Source organism: Blastococcus sp. SYSU D00695 (assembly GCF_054050555.1).
Map to the genome: position 1 here is coordinate 82,625 of NZ_JBJGZP010000001.1, position 16,180 is coordinate 98,804.

Sequence of the window (16,180 nt, forward strand, 5' to 3'; positions counted from 1 at the left end):
CGTACGTGACCGCGCTCGGGCTGCTGGGCCGATGAGCACCCGCCACGGCTTCGTCCGCGACAACGCCCTGGGCCTGGCCTTCGGCGGACTGTTCCTCGTCACGCTCGCCGGCCAGGCCGTCTCGGGGACCGCGGACTTCAACGCCCAGCAACTGGCGAACGGACTCGAGCCGGTCTCGTTCCTCGACTACGTCACCTCGTCGTCGTTCGGCGTCGACGTCATGGAGAACTGGCAGTCGGAGTACCTCCAGTTCTTCCTCTACATCTTCGCCACGGTGTGGCTCGTCCAGCGGGGGTCGGCGGAGTCCAAGGAGCCGGGCGAGGAGGGCACGGAGTCCGACCGGGAGCAGATGACCGGCGAGCACGCCCGGTCGTGGTCCCCGGCGTGGGTGCGCGCCGGCGGGTGGCGGGCCGCCGTCTTCTCCCGCTCGCTCGGACTGGTCATGGGCGGGTTGTTCCTGCTCACCTGGGCGGCGTCGTCGGTCGCCGGCTGGGCCGCCTACAACTCCGACCAGCTGGCGCAGCGGCAGGACCCGGTCAGCTGGGTCGGCTACCTCGGCGAGGCCGACTTCTGGAACCGCTCCTTCCAGAACTGGCAGTCGGAGATGCTGGCGGTCGGGTCGATGGCGGTCCTGGCGGTGTTCCTCCGCCAGCGGGGCTCCCCGGAGTCCAAGCCGGTCGGCGCGGCGCACGCCGACACCGGGCAGACCGGCTGACCCCGGCCCGTCTCAGCAGGGGACGGTGACCGCCAGCACGGCGAGGTCGTCGGCCTCGTGGCGCGAGTCGTGCACCCGCTCGGCGACCGCCGCCGCGATGGTCTCGGCGATGCACTCGGCGGCGTCGGGGCCCGGGCGGGTCAGCAACCCGATCAGGCCCTCCTCGCCGAACTGCTCCCCGGCGGCGTCGCGGGCCTCGGTGACGCCGTCGGTGTAGAGCACCAGCGAGGCGCCCGGGCCCAGCTCGACCGGCACCGACTCGAAGCGGGCGTCCTCGCCCACGCCGAGCGGCCGGCCGACGACGCCCACCTCCGCCCAGCCCTCCGGCCGGCGCAGCAGCGGCCGCGGGTGACCGGCCACGGCCAGCCGGGCGCGGACCCCGCCGGGGCCGGGGTCGAGCACCAGGCAGGCGGCGGTCACGAAGCGCAGCGGGCCGCCGGCCTGCTCGTGCAGCAGGGCGGCGTGGACGGCGGCCAGCACCTCCGCGGGGTCCGGGGAGGACGCCGCGGCCGCCCGGGCGGTGTGCCGGGTCAGCGCGGTGACGGCGGCGGCCTCGGCGCCGGTGCCGCACACGTCGGCGATGAGCACCATCCAGCGACCGTCGGGCAGCGGGACGACGTCGTAGGTGTCGCCGCCGACCAGCGCGGAGCCACCGGGCCGGTAGCGGGCGGCCAGGTCGAGGCCGGGCACCGTCGGCAGGGACGAGGGCAGCAGGCTGCGCTGCAGGGTGTCGGCGAGCTCGCGCATCTCCGACTCGGCGCGCAGCCGGCCCAGGAACTGGCCGATCTGGCGGCCGGCGTTGCCGAGCACGTCCAGCAGCTCCGGCGGGACCGGGCGCGGCTCGCGGGTGAACAGCTCGCAGACGGCCAGCAGCTGGTCGCCGCGGGACACCGGGAAGGCCACGCCGGTGCGGAACCCCGCCGCCCGCGCCGGGAGGGCACCCAGGTGCGCGGGGGCGGTCTGCAGGTCCTCGACGGCGACGGGGGCCTGCCGCAGCCACGCCAGCCCGGGCAGCCCCCGGCCGCGGGCGAAGGACACGCCGCGCTTGGCGGCGTGCAGCGGCGCCACGTCCACGCCCGGCACGCCCCAGATGCCCTGGTAGACCAGGCCGGTGGCCGCCTGGTCGGGCTGCCACAGCGTCGCGCACTCCCAGTCCAGCTCGGCGCAGAGGCTGGGCAGCAGCCCCTCGAAGGCGACGTCGGCGTCCGGCGCCTCGGTGAGCGCGGCGGTGACCCGCAGCGTCGCCGCGAGGTAGTGGCTGACCTCCTGCTGGCGCTCCAGCAGGACGGTCGTGCTCGCGTCGCGGAGGACGGCGACCACGACCGCGGTGTCGTCGCGGTCGGCGCCGTCGTCGTCGGCGTCGGGGCCCAGCCGCGACAGGGTCACGTCGACGGTGACCTCCCGGCCGTCGGCGTGCAGCGCGGGCACCTGGGTGGTCGCGCCGACGAGCTGCCCCTCGCCGGTCCGCCGGAAGTGGGCGAACCCGGTGCCGTGCGCGTCGTGGTAGCGCGGCGGCATGAGCACGGTCAGCGGCCGGCCGGCCAGCTCCGTCGGGCGGTGCCCGAGGAGGCCGGTGACGGCGTCGTTGACGTAGGCGATCCGGCCGGCGCGGTCGGCGACGACGACGGTGTCCGGCAGCGAGGCCAGCAGCGGCGCCGCCGGGACGCCGGGTGCGAGGAGTGGCACGGTCATCCCCCTGTTCCGTGCGCTGGTGCGGGAACAGGGTCGCACACGCGGCGTGCGGTCCCCGCCACTCCGCGTGGAGGCCGGCGGCGGTGCGGCGCTCAGAACGCGTACCGGATGCGCAGCCACGGGGCGTGGCGGGCGACCAGCTCCCGCAGGCGCTCCACGCCGGCCCGCTTCACGTCGTTGCGGTAGCGGACGTTCCACTGCCCGTTCTGGCTGCGCTTGGGCTGCTGCAGCTCCGGCCGCCACAGCAGCTCCTCGGCGCGCGGGTGCCAGCCCAGGTTGACCTCGTGCAGGTCCCGGTTGTGGGTCAGCATGATCACCTCGGCCGCCGCCTGCGCCCTGGCCGCGGGACCGAGCTCGTCGTCCAGCCGCCGCAGCAGCTGCGCCCAGCCGGCCTCCCAGCCCTCGCGCAGCACGACCGGCGACAGGTTCAGGTGCACCTCGTACCCGGCGGCCACGAAGTCGTCGACGGCGGCGATCCGCTCGGCGACCCGGCTGGTGCGCACGTCGAGCACCCGGGAGTCCTCGTCGGGCATGAGCGAGAACCGGACCCGGGTGCGGCCCTGCGGGTCGAGGTCGAGCAGCTCGCGGTTGACGTACTTGGTCGCGAAGGAGGCCTTGGCCGTGGGCAGCTCGCGGAAGGTGGCGACCAGGTCGGCCACGTTGTCGCTGACCAGCGCGTCGACCGAGCAGTCGCTGTTCTCGCCGATGTCGTAGACCCACGCGTGCGGGTCGCACTGGTCGGGCTCGGTCTTGGGCCCCTGCCGGGCGACGTGCCGGCGCAGGTAGCCGGTGATCTGCTCGATGTTGGTGAACACGGTGATGGGGTTGGCGTAGCCCTTCTGCCGCGGCACGTAGCAGTAGGCGCAGGCCATCGCGCAGCCGTTGGCCGTCGAGGGGGCGATCCAGTTCGCCGACCGGCCGTTCTCCCGCGCGGTCAGCGACTTCTTGACGCCCAGGACGAGCGTCTCGGTCTTGACCCGCACCCAGCGGTCGACGTTGCCGGCGTTGCCGTGCAGGTCCGGGATCCGCCAGTGCGAGGGCACCTGCACGACCTCGGCGCCGGGGAAGCGGGCGAGCACGTCGTGGCCGCGGGCGGAGTCCAGGGCGGCGGGCTCGGCGTAGACGGTGCGGACGTCGAGCAGGCGAGGGAGGGCTGCGTCCGAGGATGCGGGGGACGACGGCGCGGGGGACGAGGGGGCGGGGGACGACGGGACGGCGGTCTCCACGCACGGTGCAGCAGGCCCGGCGGGGCGGGGATTCCGGCTGCGTCCTGCGCCGATGCCCACACCCCGGGCGGGAATGACCGGTCAGGTCGCCGACGCGTCCGGCGGGGCGAGCGAGGCCGGCGCGATCCGCCCGGCCAGCAGGTCGACGGCGACGTCGTCCACCGGGCGGCCCTCGCCGTACGCCGTCGCCCGCAGCAGGTCCAGCGCCCGGCGGGAGTCGGTGCCGTGGGTGATGCTCACCTGCCCGATCGCCTCCCACACCAGCGCGCGGCGGCGGGCGGCCGGCGCGTGCAGCCACTCCGGCCCGTCCGCGGGGTCCCAGTCCGACCACACCGCGGCCTCGCTCAGCGCCGACGTGACCAGCGCGCCGACCGACAAGGCCTCGAACACCGGCAGCCGGGGCACCGCGGCGTCGTCGGTGAAGTACAGGTCGACGGCGATCCGCCCGGCCAGCGACAGCGGCAACGGCAGCGCGACCACGCCACGGAAGGGGGTGCGGCCCAGCAGCAGCTCGGCGAAGGGCAGCCAGCGGCGGCGCAGGTCGTCGGTCATCGCGAACACCGGCTCGCCGCTGCGGTGGGCGGCCAGGCACGGGCCGGTGCCGACGGTGAACTGCAGCCGCTCGGCGGTGGCGGAGTCCTCGTCGCTGGCGCCCAGGGGCAGCCGGCGACCCGAGCCGTCCTCGACGCTGAGCCCCGCGCCGTCCACCGGCAGGACCCGCGCGCAGGCGTGCATCAGCCGCACCGGCAGCAGCTCCGGGCCGGCCAGACCGGGCTCGGCGACCTGCGACAGCGCCGAGCCGAACCGCTCCGCGATGGTTCCCATCCCCCGTGGATGCCCGCCCCCGCCGCCGGCCAACCCGTCAGCCGGCCGCACCCACCCGATGGGTGTAGGCCGCCTCGCGGACGGCGTCGTCGGACTCCAGCCCCGCCCCCAGCGCCCCGCCGACGGTGGCCAGCGAGCACGTCAGCCAGGCCAGCTCCAGGTAGTCCGACAGGTGCGCGGGGTGCCCGAGCCCCTCGGTGAACAGCGGCTGCACCACCAGCAGCAGGCCGCCGGCCAGCGCGAGCACGAACAGCACCGCGTACAGCGACAGCACCCCGATCACCACCGTGGCGGTGGTCGCCACGTTGAACAGCAGCACCTGCTTGCGCACCCGGCGCCCGCGGGGCCGCTCCCACAGCTGCGCCCCGACCACGAGGGTGACGACGACGGCGGTGACGGAGCCGAGCGCGACGACGGTGAGCCGGATCCCGCCGAACGCGTCCGCGAGCCGCCAGATGTCGCTGGTGACGAGCGCGAACACGCCCGCGGCGACGGCGGCGGTGAGCGCCCGGGACAACCGCACCGCCAGCCGCCAGGGCCGGTTGGCGCGCACCATGCCGGCCAGCAGCCGCAGGTTGCCGCTCACGACCCGCGCGGTGGCGCGCACGCCGTCGGCGCCGGTGTCGTCGGTGGCCAGCTGCCGCAGCCGGCGGGCGAGCGCGGCCCGGTCGCCGTCGTCGACCTCGCCGTCGGCGGTCCCCAGCAGCGCGCGGACCAGACCGACCGAGGTGTCCAGCGCCCGTCGGTGCCGGCCCACCGCCCCGAGCGCGGGCAGCGACACCAGCGCGACGCCGTGCACGGGGCTGGCGGTCCCGACGACCGGCCGCCGCGACACCTCCAGCGGGACGTCGGTCAGCGCCACCGCGAGGTCCCACTCCTCGGTGAGCAGCCGGGCGCGGGTGGCGGCGACGATCTCGTCGTCGTCGGCGGGCGGCTGCACCAACCCGTCCTCGACGGCGCGCACGTCCCAGCGCACCTCCGGGTGCTCCGCGGCCAGCCGGGCCCGCAGCTCCGGCGCCAGCCGGGTGGCGAGCTCCGCGGCGGCCCGGGCGCGGCCACCAGGCCGACGACGAGGTCGGGTACCACCGGGTCGCCGCCCGGGGTGGGGGCGGCCACGTCCTCCTCGCCGACCGGCGACCGCGCGCTCACCCGGGCAGCGTCGCATCCGCACCCGGGCCGGGCGCGGCCCGGCCGCCGGCCGCGGCGGCCGTCAGGCCGGGGCGCCGAGGACGGAGCGGTACACCGACATGGTCTGCTGCGCGATCGCCGCCCAGCCGAACTCGGCCAGCACCCGCTCGCGGCCGGCGGCCCCCATCGCGGCGGCGCGCACCGGGTCGGCGACCAGCTCGCCGATGCGGTCGGCCAGCCCGGCCTCGAACGCCGCCGGGTCGGCCGGGTCGTAGGGGACCAGCAGGCCGGTGCGGCCGTCGTCGACGACCTCCGGGATGCCGCCGACGGCGCTGGCCACCACCGCGGTCCCGCAGGCCGCGGCCTCGAGGTTGACGATGCCCAGCGGCTCGTAGACCGACGGGCAGACGAACGCCGTGGCGCCGGTGATCAGCGGCACGAGCTGCTCGCGGGGCAGCATCGCCTCGATCCAGACGACGCCGCTGCGGCGGGCCTGCAGCGCGGTGACCGCGTCGGCCACCTGCTGCCGCTCGGCGGGGGTGTCGGCGGCGCCGGCGCAGAGCACCAGCCCGGCCTCGGGCGGCAACCGGTCGGCGGCGGCCAGCAGGTGGGTCAGGCCCTTCTGCCGCGTGATCCGCCCCACGAACAGCGCGTACGGCCGGTCGGGGTCCACGCCCAGCGCGCGGACGACCTCCGGCCCCGGGGTCGGCCGGTAGGCCTCGGCGTCGACGCCGTTGTGCACCACGTGTACGCGCGCCGGGTCCAGGTCGGGGTAGGCGCTCAGCACGTCCGCGCGCATGCCGGCGCTCACGGCGACCACCGCGTCGGCCGCCAGGTAGGCGGTGCGCTCGATCCACGACGACAGCCGGTAGCCGCCACCCAGCTGCTCGGCCTTCCACGGGCGTCGCGGCTCCAGCGAGTGCGCCGTGACCACGTGCGGCCGGCCGTGCACGAGCGCGGCCAGCAGGCCCGCCCCGTTGGCGTACCAGGTGTGGCTGTGCACCAGGTCGACGCCCTCCAGGGCGGCCGCGATCTCGACGTCGGTGCCCAGCGCCTGCAGCGCGCCGTTGGCCCCGGCCAGCCCGGCCGGGACCGCGTGGGCGGAGGCGTCCGCGCGCGGCTCGCCGAAGCAGTGCACGTCGATCTCCGGTCCGGCCGGCAGCGACCGCAGGGCCGCGACCAGGTGCTCGACGTGCACGCCGGCGCCGCCGTAGACGTCCGGGGGCCACTCCCTGGTCACGATGCCGATGCGCACGCCGGCCAGCTTATGGGGCCGCCGGGGCCGGCCCCGGGCGTGCGGGGCGTCACCCGGGGGAGGGGTGGGCGGGGCAGCGGTGGGTGCGGCGCGGGCTCAGCGGCTACGTTGCGGGCATGCGTGGCGGTCCTCGAGTCCTCGGCATCGTCCTCGCCGGGGGCGAGGGCAAGCGCCTGGCGCCCCTGACCCAGGACCGTGCCAAGCCGGCGGTGCCCTTCGGCGGCAACTACCGGCTCATCGACTTCGTGCTGTCCAACCTGGTCAACGGCGACGTCCGGCAGATCGCCGTCCTCACCCAGTACAAGAGCCACAGCCTCGACCGGCACATCACCACCACGTGGCGGATGTCCCAGCTGCTGGGCAACTACATCACCCCCGTGCCCGCGCAGCAGCGGCTCGGCCCGCGCTGGTACATGGGCAGCGCCGACGCGATCTTCCAGAGCCTGAACCTCATCTACGACGCCCGGCCCGACGTCGTCGTCGTCTTCGGCGCCGACCACGTCTACCGCATGGACCCCCAGCAGATGATCGACCAGCACCTGCAGACCGGTGCCGCCGTGACCATCGCCGGCCTGCGGGTGCCGCGCAGCGAGGCGGGGGGCTTCGGGATCATCGACGCCGACGCCGAGGGCAAGGTGCGGCAGTTCCTGGAGAAGCCGGCCGACCCGCCGGGGCTGCCGGACTCGCCGGAGGAGAGCTTCGCCTCGATGGGGAACTACGTGTTCACCACCGACGCGCTGCTGGAGGCCCTGCGCTCCGACGCGGAGGACCCGCACTCGGTGCACGACATGGGCGGCTCGATCATGCCGATGCTGGCCGACGCCGGGGAGGCGTGGGTCTACGACTTCTCCACCAACGTCGTCCCGGGAGCGACCGAGCGCGACCACGGCTACTGGCGCGACGTCGGGACCATCGACAGCTACTTCGACGCGCACATGGACCTGGTGTCGGTGACGCCGGTGTTCAACCTCTACAACGACCGCTGGCCGATCCTCACGCTGCCGCCGCAGCTGCCGCCGGCGAAGTTCGTCCTCGGCGGGCGCGCGGAGGAGTCGATGGTCAGCGCCGGCGCGATCATCGGCGGCGGGTCGGTGCACCACTCGGTGGTCTCGCCGGGGGTGCGCATCGATCGCGGCGCGCGGGTGGAGGACAGCGTGCTGATGGACGGCGTCCAGATCGGCGAGGGCGCCTACGTCCGCCGCGCGATCCTCGACAAGAACGTCGTCGTGCCACCGTGGACCCGCGTCGGCGTGGACGCGGCCGCCGACCGCGAGCGGTACCACGTGAGCGCCGGCGGCGTGACGGTGCTCGGCAAGGGCGCCCGCGCGATCACCTGAGCGCCGGCGCCGTGACCGAGCCGCTGGTCGTGACGCTGCTGCTGGCCGACGAGGCGCAGCAGCGGTTCGACCGGCTGCGCGCCGCCCACTTCCCGCCGGAGCGCAACGTCCTCGCCGCGCACGTGACGCTCTTCCACGCCCTGCCCGGCGAGCACCTCGCCCGCGTGGACGCCGACCTCGCCGCGGCCGCCTCCCGCCCGCCGTTCGGGGTGGCGGTCACCGGCGTCCGCTCGCTGGGCCGCGGCGTCGCCTACGCGCTGGCGTCCCCGGAGCTGGCCGCGCTGCGGGCCCGGCTCGCCACGGCGTGGGAGCCGTGGCTGACGCCGCAGGACCGCCGGCCGCACGCCCCGCACGTCACCGTGCAGAACAAGGTCGACCCCGCGGTCGCCCGGGCGCTGCACGCGGAGCTCGCCGCGTCCTTCGTCCCGGAGACCGTGCCGGCCCGGGGCCTCGGCCTGTGGCGCTACCTCGGCGGTCCCTGGGCGCCGGTCGCCGAGCACCCCTTCGGCTAGCGCGCCGTGCTGGCCACCAGCAGGCCCGCCCCGACGGGCAGGACGGCGGCGGTCAGCCGGTCGTCCTCGCGCAGCCGGCGGGCCAGGTCGCGCCAGGCCAGCGTCGCGCGGTCGCGGACGGACCGGTCGGCCAGCCGGCCGCCCTCCAGCAGCCCGGAGCAGACCAGCAGGCCACCGGGGCGCAGCAGCTCCAGCAGGCCGGTGAGCTCCCCGGCGTAGTCCGTCGGCGAGCTGGAGCAGACGACGAGGTCGTAGGCGCCGGGGGACAGGCGGGGCAGCACCTCCGCCGGGGTGCCGAAGATCATCCGGGTGCGGCCCGGTGGGTGGCCGGCCTCGGCGAACGCCTGCCGCGCGGCCCGCTGCTGCTCGGCGTCGGCGTCCAGGCACGTCAGGACGCCGTCGCGGCGCATGCCCTGCAGCAGCCACAGGCCGCTCACGCCGCCGCCGCTGCCCACCGCGACGACCGCGCGGGCGCCCGCCCCGGCGGCCAGGACCGCGAGCGTGGCGCCGACGGCGGGGGACACCGCGGGCGGCCCCTCCAGCCCGGCGGCGCGCGCCCGGGCCGCGGCCAGCGCCGGCGACTCGGCGGCGAACCGGTCGGCGTAGTCCCGGCCGGCCGCGCCGCCGTCCGGGTCCGCTGCCCCACCGCTGGTCGGCGGCACTCCCCGGACGTTCATCACCGAGCGAGGGTAGTGGCGTCCTCCGCGGCCGGTCCGGGGGGCACGAGCTGTGAACTGCCTGTGAACGGGAACACGGGTCCGCGGGCCGCTCGTTGAGCCGGACGTGCGCCGTTCCCGAACCGCCGCCCCACCCGTCGGAGCCACGTCCGCCGCTCCCGAGCCGGTGGCGGGGGTCGCTGTCTGCGATCCTGGTGCCGTGTCCGACCCCACCGCTCCCGCCCCCGACGAGCAGCCTGCCGGCGCCGCCTGGGTCGCGCCCACGTGGGAGCAGGTCGTCCGCGAGCACTCGGCGCGGGTCTACCGGCTGGCCTACCGGCTGTCGGGCAACGCCCAGGACGCCGAGGACCTGACGCAGGAGACCTTCGTCCGGGTCTTCCGGTCGCTGGCCGACTTCTCGCCCGGCACCTTCGAGGGCTGGCTGCACCGCATCACGACCAACCTGTTCCTCGACATGGTCCGCCGCCGGCAGCGGATCCGCTTCGACGCCCTCCCCGAGGACACCGAGCGGCTGCCCGGCACGGCGCCCAGCCCCGAGCAGGTCTACGCCGACACCCACCTGGACCCGCAGGTGCAGGCCGCGCTGGACGCCCTGGCGCCGGAGTTCCGCGTCGCCGTCGTCCTGTGCGACATCGAGGGGCTCACCTACGAGGAGATCGCCGCCACGCTGGGCATCAAGCTCGGCACCGTGCGCAGCCGCATCCACCGCGGCCGCGTGCAGCTCCGGCAGGCGCTGGCCCACCTGGCGCCCCGGCGTCCCGAGACCGTGCGCGCGGAGGAGGGCCGGGCATGAGCCTCCCCGAGAGCCACCTCGCGCAGGAGGCGATCGCGGCCCTGGTCGACGGCGAGCTGGGCAGCGGCCCCGCCGCCCGCGCCGCGCGCCACCTGACCGGCTGCGCCTCCTGCCGGCTGGCCGTCCAGGCCCAGCGCGAGGCGAAGGAGGCGCTGCACCGGGCCACCGACGTCGCCGTCCCCGGTGACCTGCTCAGCCGGCTGCGCGAGATCCCCTTCACCACCGACGTGCCCGGCGCCGGGCCGGGCGCGCTCAGCGCCGGCCCCGGCCGGCTGACCCTGAGCGACGGCTCCGGCTCGTGGTCGATGTCGCTGGACCCGCACCCGGCTCCCGCCGCACGGCCGGGGCAGGCGCGCTGGCTGCGCCGCGGCCTGGCCGGCGCGATGGCGGGCCTCGGCATCGGGGTCACCGCTCTCGCGCTGAGCCTGCCGGGGCCCGAGGCGCCGACCGGCACGCCGGCGTCGCCGGTCGCCGACTCCCGGGTCCCCGGCGAGCGCAGCGAGGTCGTCCCGCCGGTGGTGCGCACCCTGACCGGGGGCGGGCCGGCCGCCGTCGTCCCGGCGGGTAGCCGCTCCGGCACCCCCTGACCGACCGCACCACCGCTGGACCGCACCGCCGCTGGACCGCACCACCCTGACCGCCGCCCGCCCGGGGGAGGACCCGCTGCCCGAGATCCCGCCGTCCCCCGACGAGGCCGGCCGTCCCACCGGCGACGGGTCCCCCGACGAGGCGTTCGCCCGGCCGGCCGGGAAAGCCGGCGGCTTCGACCCGCCCGCCGAGCGGCCGCGCGTCCCGGCCCCCGCCCGGGTCGAGCCCGCCCCCGCCCTGCGCTCGGCGTTCGGCCGGCCCCCGGAGGTGGACGGGACCTTCGCCGGCGGTGGCCCGACGCTGCCGCCGCGGCCGGTCGCGCCGCCGCCGCCGGAGGTCGTGCTGCGCGCCTTCGCCCCGCCCGGCAGCGACCGGCGGGGCCTGCAGGAACCCCCCGGCGGTCGGCCCGGACGCCGGCGCACCTCGGCCGGTCCCTGGTGGAAGCCCGACGCCCGCACCGACCCCTGGCGCGATCCGCACTCGCCCGCCGGACTGGCCGGCCCCGCCGTCTTCCCGGGTGAGGAGGAGCAGGAGGGCCCGGTCGTCGTCGACGCCAAGGGCCGGCGGAGGCTGCGGCTGCGCGACCTGTCGGTGCGGCTGTCGGCGCTCGCGCTGCTCGCCGTCCTCCTCGTCGGCGCGATCGGCGGCGGCCTCGGGTACTTCCTGACCCGGACCGCCGCGGAGTCCCCGCTGCTGGACGCCGACGGCCGGCTGTCGGAGACCGACGAGGGCGTCGTCCGCGAGCCCGGCTCGATCGCCGAGATCGCCGACGCGATCACCCCCGCGGTGGTCTCGATCGAGGTCCGCGTCGGGGACGCCGGCGCGACCGGGTCCGGCGTCGTCGTCGACGGCGACAACGGCTACATCGTCACCAACAACCACGTCATCTCCGGGGCCGCGGACGACGACAGCGCCGAGATCCGCGCCGTGTTCTCCGATGGCAGCGGCTCCGACGCCCGCATCGTGGGCCGCGACCCGGCCAGCGACATCGCCGTCATCAAGGTGGAGAAGCCCGGCCTGCTCGAGGCCTCCCTCGGCAGCGTCGACGACCTCGTGGTCGGCGACCCGGTGATCGCCGTCGGCTCGCCGCTGGGGCTGGCGGGCACGGTGACCAGCGGCATCGTCAGCGCGCTGGACCGGCCCGTCCGGCTGTCCGGCGAGGGCAGCGACACCAACGCGGTGATCAGCGCGGTCCAGACCGACGCCCCGATCAACCCGGGCAACTCCGGTGGCGCGCTGGTCGACGCCACCGGCGCCGTCATCGGCATCAACACCGCCATCGCCTCGCTCGGTGGCGGCAGCGTCGGTCTCGGCTTCGCCATCCCGATCGACCGGGCCCGCGACATCGCCGAGCAGCTGATCCAGACCGGCGAGGCCGTGCACGCCACGCTCGGCGTGAACGCCCGGTCGGTCACCGACGGCACCCGGGACGGCGCCCTGGTGGTCAACGTCGAGCCGGGCGGGCCCGGCGCCACCGCCGGCCTGCGGGAGCAGGACGTGATCATCGCCGTCGACGACATGCGCGTCGGCAGCTCCGAGGAGCTCGCGGTGGCCATCGACGCGCACCGCCCCGACGACGCCGTGACCATCGAGTACGTCCGCGGTGGCGCCGAGTCGACCACGGTGCAGGCGACGCTCGCCCGGGCCTGAGGCGGGTCCCGCCTCCACCCGCCGCCGCGCCGTCCTACGCTGGGGGCCCAACCGCGGGGCAGCAGGACGGAGCAACGGTGTTCGACTCGATCGGCTGGGGCGAGATCGTCGTCCTCGCGCTGGCCGCGTTGTTCATCTTCGGCCCCGAGCGCCTGCCACACCTGGCCAAGGACGCCGCCGGTGCGCTGAAGAAGCTGCGGGAGGCCATCACCGGTGCCCGCGCGCAGGTCGACGAGTCCCTCGGCGAGGACCTCGCCGGCCTCAAGGACCTGGACCTGCGCAAGTACCACCCGAAGACGTTCATCCGCGACCAGCTGCTCGGTGACGACGACGCGCCGCCGGTGCGCCGCGGCACCGCGCGCGGCAACGGCTCGGGTGGCCTGACCCGCGAGGCCTCGGGCGGCGCCGGGTCGGCCCCCGCCGCCGGCACCCTCGCCGCCCGGTCGGCCGCGGCGCGTCCCCGCGACGCCGGCACCCCGCCGCCCTTCGACGTCGACGCGACCTGACCTGACGAGGAGCGGGGGCCCCGTCTCCTCCGCGATCACGGTCGTGGTGCCGCTCGACCAGGCGTGTCCTCGCGTGTCGGCGTCCACGCGCCCATGATCGCGGGGGCCAGACGAGCGGAGAGGCCGGTCTCCCCGGCGGGGAGACCGGCCTCTCGGCGGGTTCAGGTCAGTGCTTGACCGGAGTCAGCCCCAGCGACATGCCGGACAGCCCGCGCTGGCGGACGGCGAGCGCGTCGGCGACCTTGGACAGCGCCTGCGCCGCGGCCGACTCCGGCTCGGCGAGGACGATCGGCGCCCCGCTGTCGCCGGCCTCGCGCAGGCGGGTGTCCAGCGGGATCTGGCCCAGCAGCGGCACCCGGGCGCCGAGCGTGCGGGTCAGCGCGTCGGAGACCGCCTCGCCACCGCCGGAGCCGAAGACCTCCATGCGGGAGCCGTCGGGCAGATCCAGCCAGGACATGTTCTCCACGACGCCGACCACCTGCTGGTGGGTCTGCGTGGCGATGGCGCCCGCGCGCTCGGCGACCTCGGCGGCGGCCAGCTGCGGCGTCGTCACCACGAGGATCTCGGCGTTGGGCACCAGCTGGGCCACCGAGATCGCGACGTCGCCGGTGCCCGGCGGCAGGTCCATGAGCAGGACGTCGAGGTCGCCCCACCAGACGTCGGCGAGGAACTGCTGCAGCGCGCGGTGCAGCATCGGCCCGCGCCACACGACAGGGGTGTTGCCCGGGGTGAACATGCCGATCGAGATGACCTTCACGCCGTAGGACTGCGGCGGCATGATCATGTTGTCGACCTGCGTCGGCCGGTCGTCGACACCGAGCATGCGCGGCACCGAGTGGCCGTAGATGTCGGCGTCCACGACACCGACCGACAGGCCCCGCTTGGCCAGCGCGGCGGCGAGGTTCACCGTGACGCTGGACTTGCCGACGCCGCCCTTGCCGGACGCGACCGCGTACACCCGGGTCAGCGAGCCCGGCTGCGCGAACGGGATGACGGGGTCGGCCGCGTCGCTGCCGCGCACCGTCCGGCGCAGCTCGGCGCGCTGCTCGTCGTTCATCACGTCCAGCTCGACGCGCACCGAGGTCACCCCGGCGACGGCGCCCACGGCCTGCGTGACGCGGTTGGTGATGGTCTCGCGCATCGGGCAGCCGGCGACGGTCAGGTAGACGTCGACGCGGACCGCGCCGTCGGCGCCGATCTGCACGTCCTTGACCATGCCGAGCTCGGTCAGCGGCCGGTTGATCTCCGGGTCCTGGACGGTGGCCAGGGCGGCGTTGATCGCGTCGAGCGCCGGCTGACCGGTCAGGGTGTCGGACATCGGGATGTGTGTCTCCTTCGACGGGGCACCCGTTCCGGCCTCCGGCCTCGGCGCGGCCTGCGCACACGGGTCTGCAGCCACTGTACGGCGGTGCCCGTCGGCGCCCGGCCGCCGACGGGGTGATCTGCTGCTCAGCGGCCCGGCGCCGGGTGCGAGCCGGGGCCCGTCGGCGGCGGCGCCTAGCCTCGGCGGACGTGTCCGCCGACCCCGCCCGCACCGCCGTCCTGCGCGACGCCATCGGGCTCGGCGTCGCGGTCGGCCTGTACGGCGTCGCCTTCGGGGCGGCGGCGGCCGCGGCGGGGCTGGACGCCTGGCAGGCCCTCGCGCTGTCGCTGCTGATGTTCACCGGCGCCTCGCAGTTCGCGCTGGTCGGCGTCCTCGGCGCGGGCGGCAGCGCGCTCGCCGCCGCCGGGAGCGCCCTGCTGCTGGGCACCCGCAACACCGTCTACGGGGTCCGGCTGGTGCCGCTGCTGCGCCCGCGCGGCCCGCTGGCCCGGTTGGGCACCGCGCACTGGGTCATCGACGAGACGACGGCGATGGCGGTCACCGCGCCCGACCGCCGGCTGGCGCGGGTCGGGTTCCTCGCCGCCGGGGCCAGCATCTACCTGCTGTGGAACGCCACGACGGTCGTCGGGGCAGTGGGGTCGGCGGCGCTGGGGGAGACGGCGCAGGCGGCGCTGGACGCCGTCGTCCCCGCGGCGTTCCTCGCCCTGCTGTGGCCGCGGCTGCGCCGGCCGTTCGCCGAGCCCGCCGTGCAGCGCCGGGTCGCACTCGGCGGCGCCGCCGTCGCGCTGGTGCTGACGCCGGTGGTGCCGCCCGGCGTCCAGGTCGTCGCCGCGGTGGTGGCGGTCGCGCTGGCCGGGCGGCCGCGGCGGACCCCGGAGGCCGCGGCGTGAGCGACGGGGCGCTGTGGACGCTGGTGCTGGGCGCGTCGCTGGGCTGCTACCTGCTCAAGCTGGCCGGGCTGTCGGTGCCGGCCCGCTGGGTCGAGCAGCCGTGGGTGGCCCGCGTCGTGGACTTCGTGCCGGCGGCGCTGCTGGCCGCGCTGGTCGCCGTGCAGGCGCTGACCGCCGGCCAGGACCTGGTCGTCGACGGGCGGCTGGCCGGGCTGGCCGTGGCCGCCCTCGCCCTGGCGCTGCGGGCGCCGTTCGTCGTCGTCCTGGTGCTGGCCGGGGCCACCGGCGCGCTCGTGCACGTGCTCGGCTGAGCTCAGCCGGCCTCGGCGAGGGCAGCCGCGTGCAGCGCCTGCGGGTCGACGCCCGCCGAGCGCAGCGCGCGCACGACGGTGCCGCGCTCCAGCTCGGTGGCCGCCGCGACCACGTGCGCGCCGCGCAGCCCCGCCGGGGTGGCCGCGCGGGACAGCTCCACGGCCCGCTGGAAGACCTGCTGCGCCTGCGGGCTGGTGCGCATCGGGCCGGTGGCCGGCGCGGCGAGCGCCGGAGCGGCCGCCGCCGCGGGGGGCTCCAGCCCCAGGCCGGCCAGGGCGTCGGCGTGCGTGCGGGCCACGGCGGTGCGGAGCGCGTCGAGGTCGACGCCGACCTCGGCCAGCGCCCGGGCGGCCGACCCGTCGGGCAGGGCGGCAGCCGACAGCAGCAGGTGCTCGGGGCCGGGCACGTCCTCCCCGGCGCTGCGCGCCTCGGCCTCGGCGCCGGTCAGCAGGCGCTTGATCGTGCGGATGTCCCGGAACGCGCGGACCAGACCCATCGTCGTCCTCCTCGTCACCGTCCGCGCCGCGCGCGGACCTCGGCTGCCAGCTTCTTGTGGGCGGCCTGGGCGCTGATCCCGAGGGCCTCGCCGATCTGGGCCCACGTCCAGCCCCGGCCGACGGCCTCGGTCACCGCCTCGACCTCCAGCCGCGCCGCCAGCCGGCGGAGCGCCACGACGGCGGCCAGCGCCGCCTCGGGGTCCTCCGGGGCGGGCAGGGGCGGCAGGTCGACCACGCGCATCAACCTATGTTG

At 76.7% G+C, this 16,180-nt stretch carries 18 protein-coding genes; 9 read left to right on the forward strand and 9 right to left on the reverse strand.

Translation table 11 applies throughout. The annotated features are described in order from the left end of the window. The first annotated feature begins 31 nt into the window (after positions 1-31). Positions 32-715, forward strand: a complete 684-nt coding sequence (locus ACI781_RS00445) for a DUF6766 family protein (protein WP_456564096.1) — start codon at positions 32-34, stop codon at positions 713-715. A 12-nt stretch (positions 716-727) separates the two neighbouring features. Here the strand turns inward: ACI781_RS00445 and ACI781_RS00450 are convergent, their stop codons facing one another. The 5 genes from ACI781_RS00450 to glgA form a co-directional block, all read right to left on the reverse strand. Then, positions 728-2,407 carry a SpoIIE family protein phosphatase gene (locus tag ACI781_RS00450; protein WP_456564097.1) on the reverse strand — a complete coding sequence of 560 codons (1,680 nt, stop codon included), beginning with the start codon at positions 2,405-2,407 and terminating at the stop codon, positions 728-730. 92 nt (positions 2,408-2,499) lie between these two features. Beyond that, the gene (locus ACI781_RS00455) at positions 2,500-3,633 is read right to left on the reverse strand and encodes a spore photoproduct lyase family protein (RefSeq protein ID WP_456564098.1); all 1,134 of its coding nucleotides are present in this window, start codon (positions 3,631-3,633) and stop codon (positions 2,500-2,502) included. Between the two features lie 81 nt (positions 3,634-3,714). Continuing rightward, positions 3,715-4,458: an ANTAR domain-containing protein gene (locus tag ACI781_RS00460; RefSeq protein WP_456564099.1), complete on the reverse strand. Its 744-nt coding sequence runs from the start codon at positions 4,456-4,458 to the stop codon at positions 3,715-3,717. Between the two features lie 37 nt (positions 4,459-4,495). Continuing rightward, complete coding sequence (locus tag ACI781_RS00465; RefSeq protein ID WP_456564100.1) at positions 4,496-5,422, reverse strand: hypothetical protein; 927 nt, start codon at positions 5,420-5,422, stop codon at positions 4,496-4,498. 246 nt (positions 5,423-5,668) lie between these two features. Continuing rightward, positions 5,669-6,841: a glycogen synthase gene (gene glgA, locus ACI781_RS00470; RefSeq protein ID WP_456564101.1), complete on the reverse strand. Its 1,173-nt coding sequence runs from the start codon at positions 6,839-6,841 to the stop codon at positions 5,669-5,671. A 116-nt stretch (positions 6,842-6,957) separates the two neighbouring features. Between glgA and glgC the strand changes: the two genes are divergently transcribed. Both glgC and ACI781_RS00480 read left to right on the forward strand, forming a co-directional pair. Then, entirely contained in the window at positions 6,958-8,178 is a 1,221-nt protein-coding gene (gene glgC / locus ACI781_RS00475) for a glucose-1-phosphate adenylyltransferase (protein WP_456564102.1), read from the forward strand. Positions 8,179-8,189: 11 nt separating this feature from the next. Continuing rightward, a complete protein-coding gene (locus ACI781_RS00480) occupies positions 8,190-8,690 on the forward strand; it encodes a 2'-5' RNA ligase family protein (protein WP_456564103.1) in 501 nt (166 codons plus the stop codon). Here the strand turns inward: ACI781_RS00480 and ACI781_RS00485 are convergent. After that, a complete protein-coding gene (locus ACI781_RS00485) occupies positions 8,687-9,367 on the reverse strand; it encodes an O-methyltransferase (protein ID WP_456564104.1) in 681 nt (226 codons plus the stop codon). The genes ACI781_RS00480 and ACI781_RS00485 overlap by 4 nt on opposite strands. Before the next feature lie 199 nt (positions 9,368-9,566). Here ACI781_RS00485 and sigE point away from each other — a divergent pair, with 199 nt between their 5' ends. The 4 genes from sigE (at position 9,567) to ACI781_RS00505 (ending at position 12,904) form a co-directional block, all read left to right on the forward strand. Beyond that, a complete protein-coding gene (sigE, locus tag ACI781_RS00490; RefSeq protein WP_456564105.1) occupies positions 9,567-10,160 on the forward strand; it encodes an RNA polymerase sigma factor SigE in 594 nt (197 codons plus the stop codon). After that, a complete protein-coding gene (locus tag ACI781_RS00495; RefSeq protein WP_456564106.1) occupies positions 10,157-10,747 on the forward strand; it encodes an anti-sigma factor family protein in 591 nt (196 codons plus the stop codon). Before sigE ends, ACI781_RS00495 begins: the two co-directional genes overlap by 4 nt. A 268-nt stretch (positions 10,748-11,015) precedes the next feature. Beyond that, a complete protein-coding gene (locus ACI781_RS00500; RefSeq protein ID WP_456564107.1) occupies positions 11,016-12,398 on the forward strand; it encodes a S1C family serine protease in 1,383 nt (460 codons plus the stop codon). A 77-nt stretch (positions 12,399-12,475) separates the two neighbouring features. Then, the gene (locus ACI781_RS00505; protein WP_456564108.1) at positions 12,476-12,904 is read left to right on the forward strand and encodes a twin-arginine translocase TatA/TatE family subunit; all 429 of its coding nucleotides are present in this window, start codon (positions 12,476-12,478) and stop codon (positions 12,902-12,904) included. Between the two features lie 166 nt (positions 12,905-13,070). Here the strand turns inward: ACI781_RS00505 and ACI781_RS00510 are convergent, their stop codons facing one another. After that, positions 13,071-14,222: an Mrp/NBP35 family ATP-binding protein gene (locus ACI781_RS00510; protein WP_456564109.1), complete on the reverse strand. Its 1,152-nt coding sequence runs from the start codon at positions 14,220-14,222 to the stop codon at positions 13,071-13,073. Between the two features lie 194 nt (positions 14,223-14,416). Here ACI781_RS00510 and ACI781_RS00515 point away from each other — a divergent pair, with 194 nt between their 5' ends. Both ACI781_RS00515 and ACI781_RS00520 read left to right on the forward strand, forming a co-directional pair. Beyond that, positions 14,417-15,118 (forward strand): AzlC family ABC transporter permease, encoded by a 702-nt coding sequence (locus tag ACI781_RS00515; RefSeq protein WP_456564110.1) that lies wholly within the window; start codon positions 14,417-14,419, stop codon positions 15,116-15,118. Then, positions 15,115-15,429 (forward strand): AzlD domain-containing protein, encoded by a 315-nt coding sequence (locus ACI781_RS00520; protein ID WP_456564111.1) that lies wholly within the window; start codon positions 15,115-15,117, stop codon positions 15,427-15,429. The genes ACI781_RS00515 and ACI781_RS00520 overlap by 4 nt, the downstream gene beginning before the upstream one ends. Positions 15,430-15,431: 2 nt before the next feature. Here ACI781_RS00520 and ACI781_RS00525 read toward each other — a convergent pair whose 3' ends face one another. Together ACI781_RS00525 and ACI781_RS00530 are read right to left on the reverse strand one after the other, a co-directional pair. Beyond that, positions 15,432-15,926, reverse strand: coding sequence for a Clp protease N-terminal domain-containing protein (locus ACI781_RS00525; RefSeq protein WP_456564112.1), 495 nt, complete (start codon positions 15,924-15,926; stop codon positions 15,432-15,434). Positions 15,927-15,940: 14 nt separating this feature from the next. Beyond that, positions 15,941-16,168 carry an RNA polymerase subunit sigma-70 gene (locus ACI781_RS00530; protein WP_456564113.1) on the reverse strand — a complete coding sequence of 76 codons (228 nt, stop codon included), beginning with the start codon at positions 16,166-16,168 and terminating at the stop codon, positions 15,941-15,943. Positions 16,169-16,180: the final 12 nt, after the last annotated feature.

Excerpts from the sequence above, each read along its gene's own strand:
- ACI781_RS00460 (WP_456564099.1), bottom strand. The coding sequence starts at position 4,458 with ATGGGAACCATCGCGGAGCGGTTCGGCTCGGCGCTGTCGCAGGTCGCC.
- ACI781_RS00525 (WP_456564112.1), bottom strand. The coding sequence starts at position 15,926 with ATGGGTCTGGTCCGCGCGTTCCGGGACATCCGCACGATCAAGCGCCTG.
- ACI781_RS00495 (WP_456564106.1), top strand. The coding sequence starts at position 10,157 with ATGAGCCTCCCCGAGAGCCACCTCGCGCAGGAGGCGATCGCGGCCCTG.
- glgC (WP_456564102.1), top strand. The coding sequence starts at position 6,958 with ATGCGTGGCGGTCCTCGAGTCCTCGGCATCGTCCTCGCCGGGGGCGAG.
- ACI781_RS00530 (WP_456564113.1), bottom strand. The coding sequence starts at position 16,168 with ATGCGCGTGGTCGACCTGCCGCCCCTGCCCGCCCCGGAGGACCCCGAG.
- ACI781_RS00485 (WP_456564104.1), bottom strand. The coding sequence starts at position 9,367 with ATGAACGTCCGGGGAGTGCCGCCGACCAGCGGTGGGGCAGCGGACCCG.
- ACI781_RS00450 (WP_456564097.1), bottom strand. The coding sequence starts at position 2,407 with ATGACCGTGCCACTCCTCGCACCCGGCGTCCCGGCGGCGCCGCTGCTG.
- ACI781_RS00510 (WP_456564109.1), bottom strand. The coding sequence starts at position 14,222 with ATGTCCGACACCCTGACCGGTCAGCCGGCGCTCGACGCGATCAACGCC.
- ACI781_RS00445 (WP_456564096.1), top strand. The coding sequence starts at position 32 with ATGAGCACCCGCCACGGCTTCGTCCGCGACAACGCCCTGGGCCTGGCC.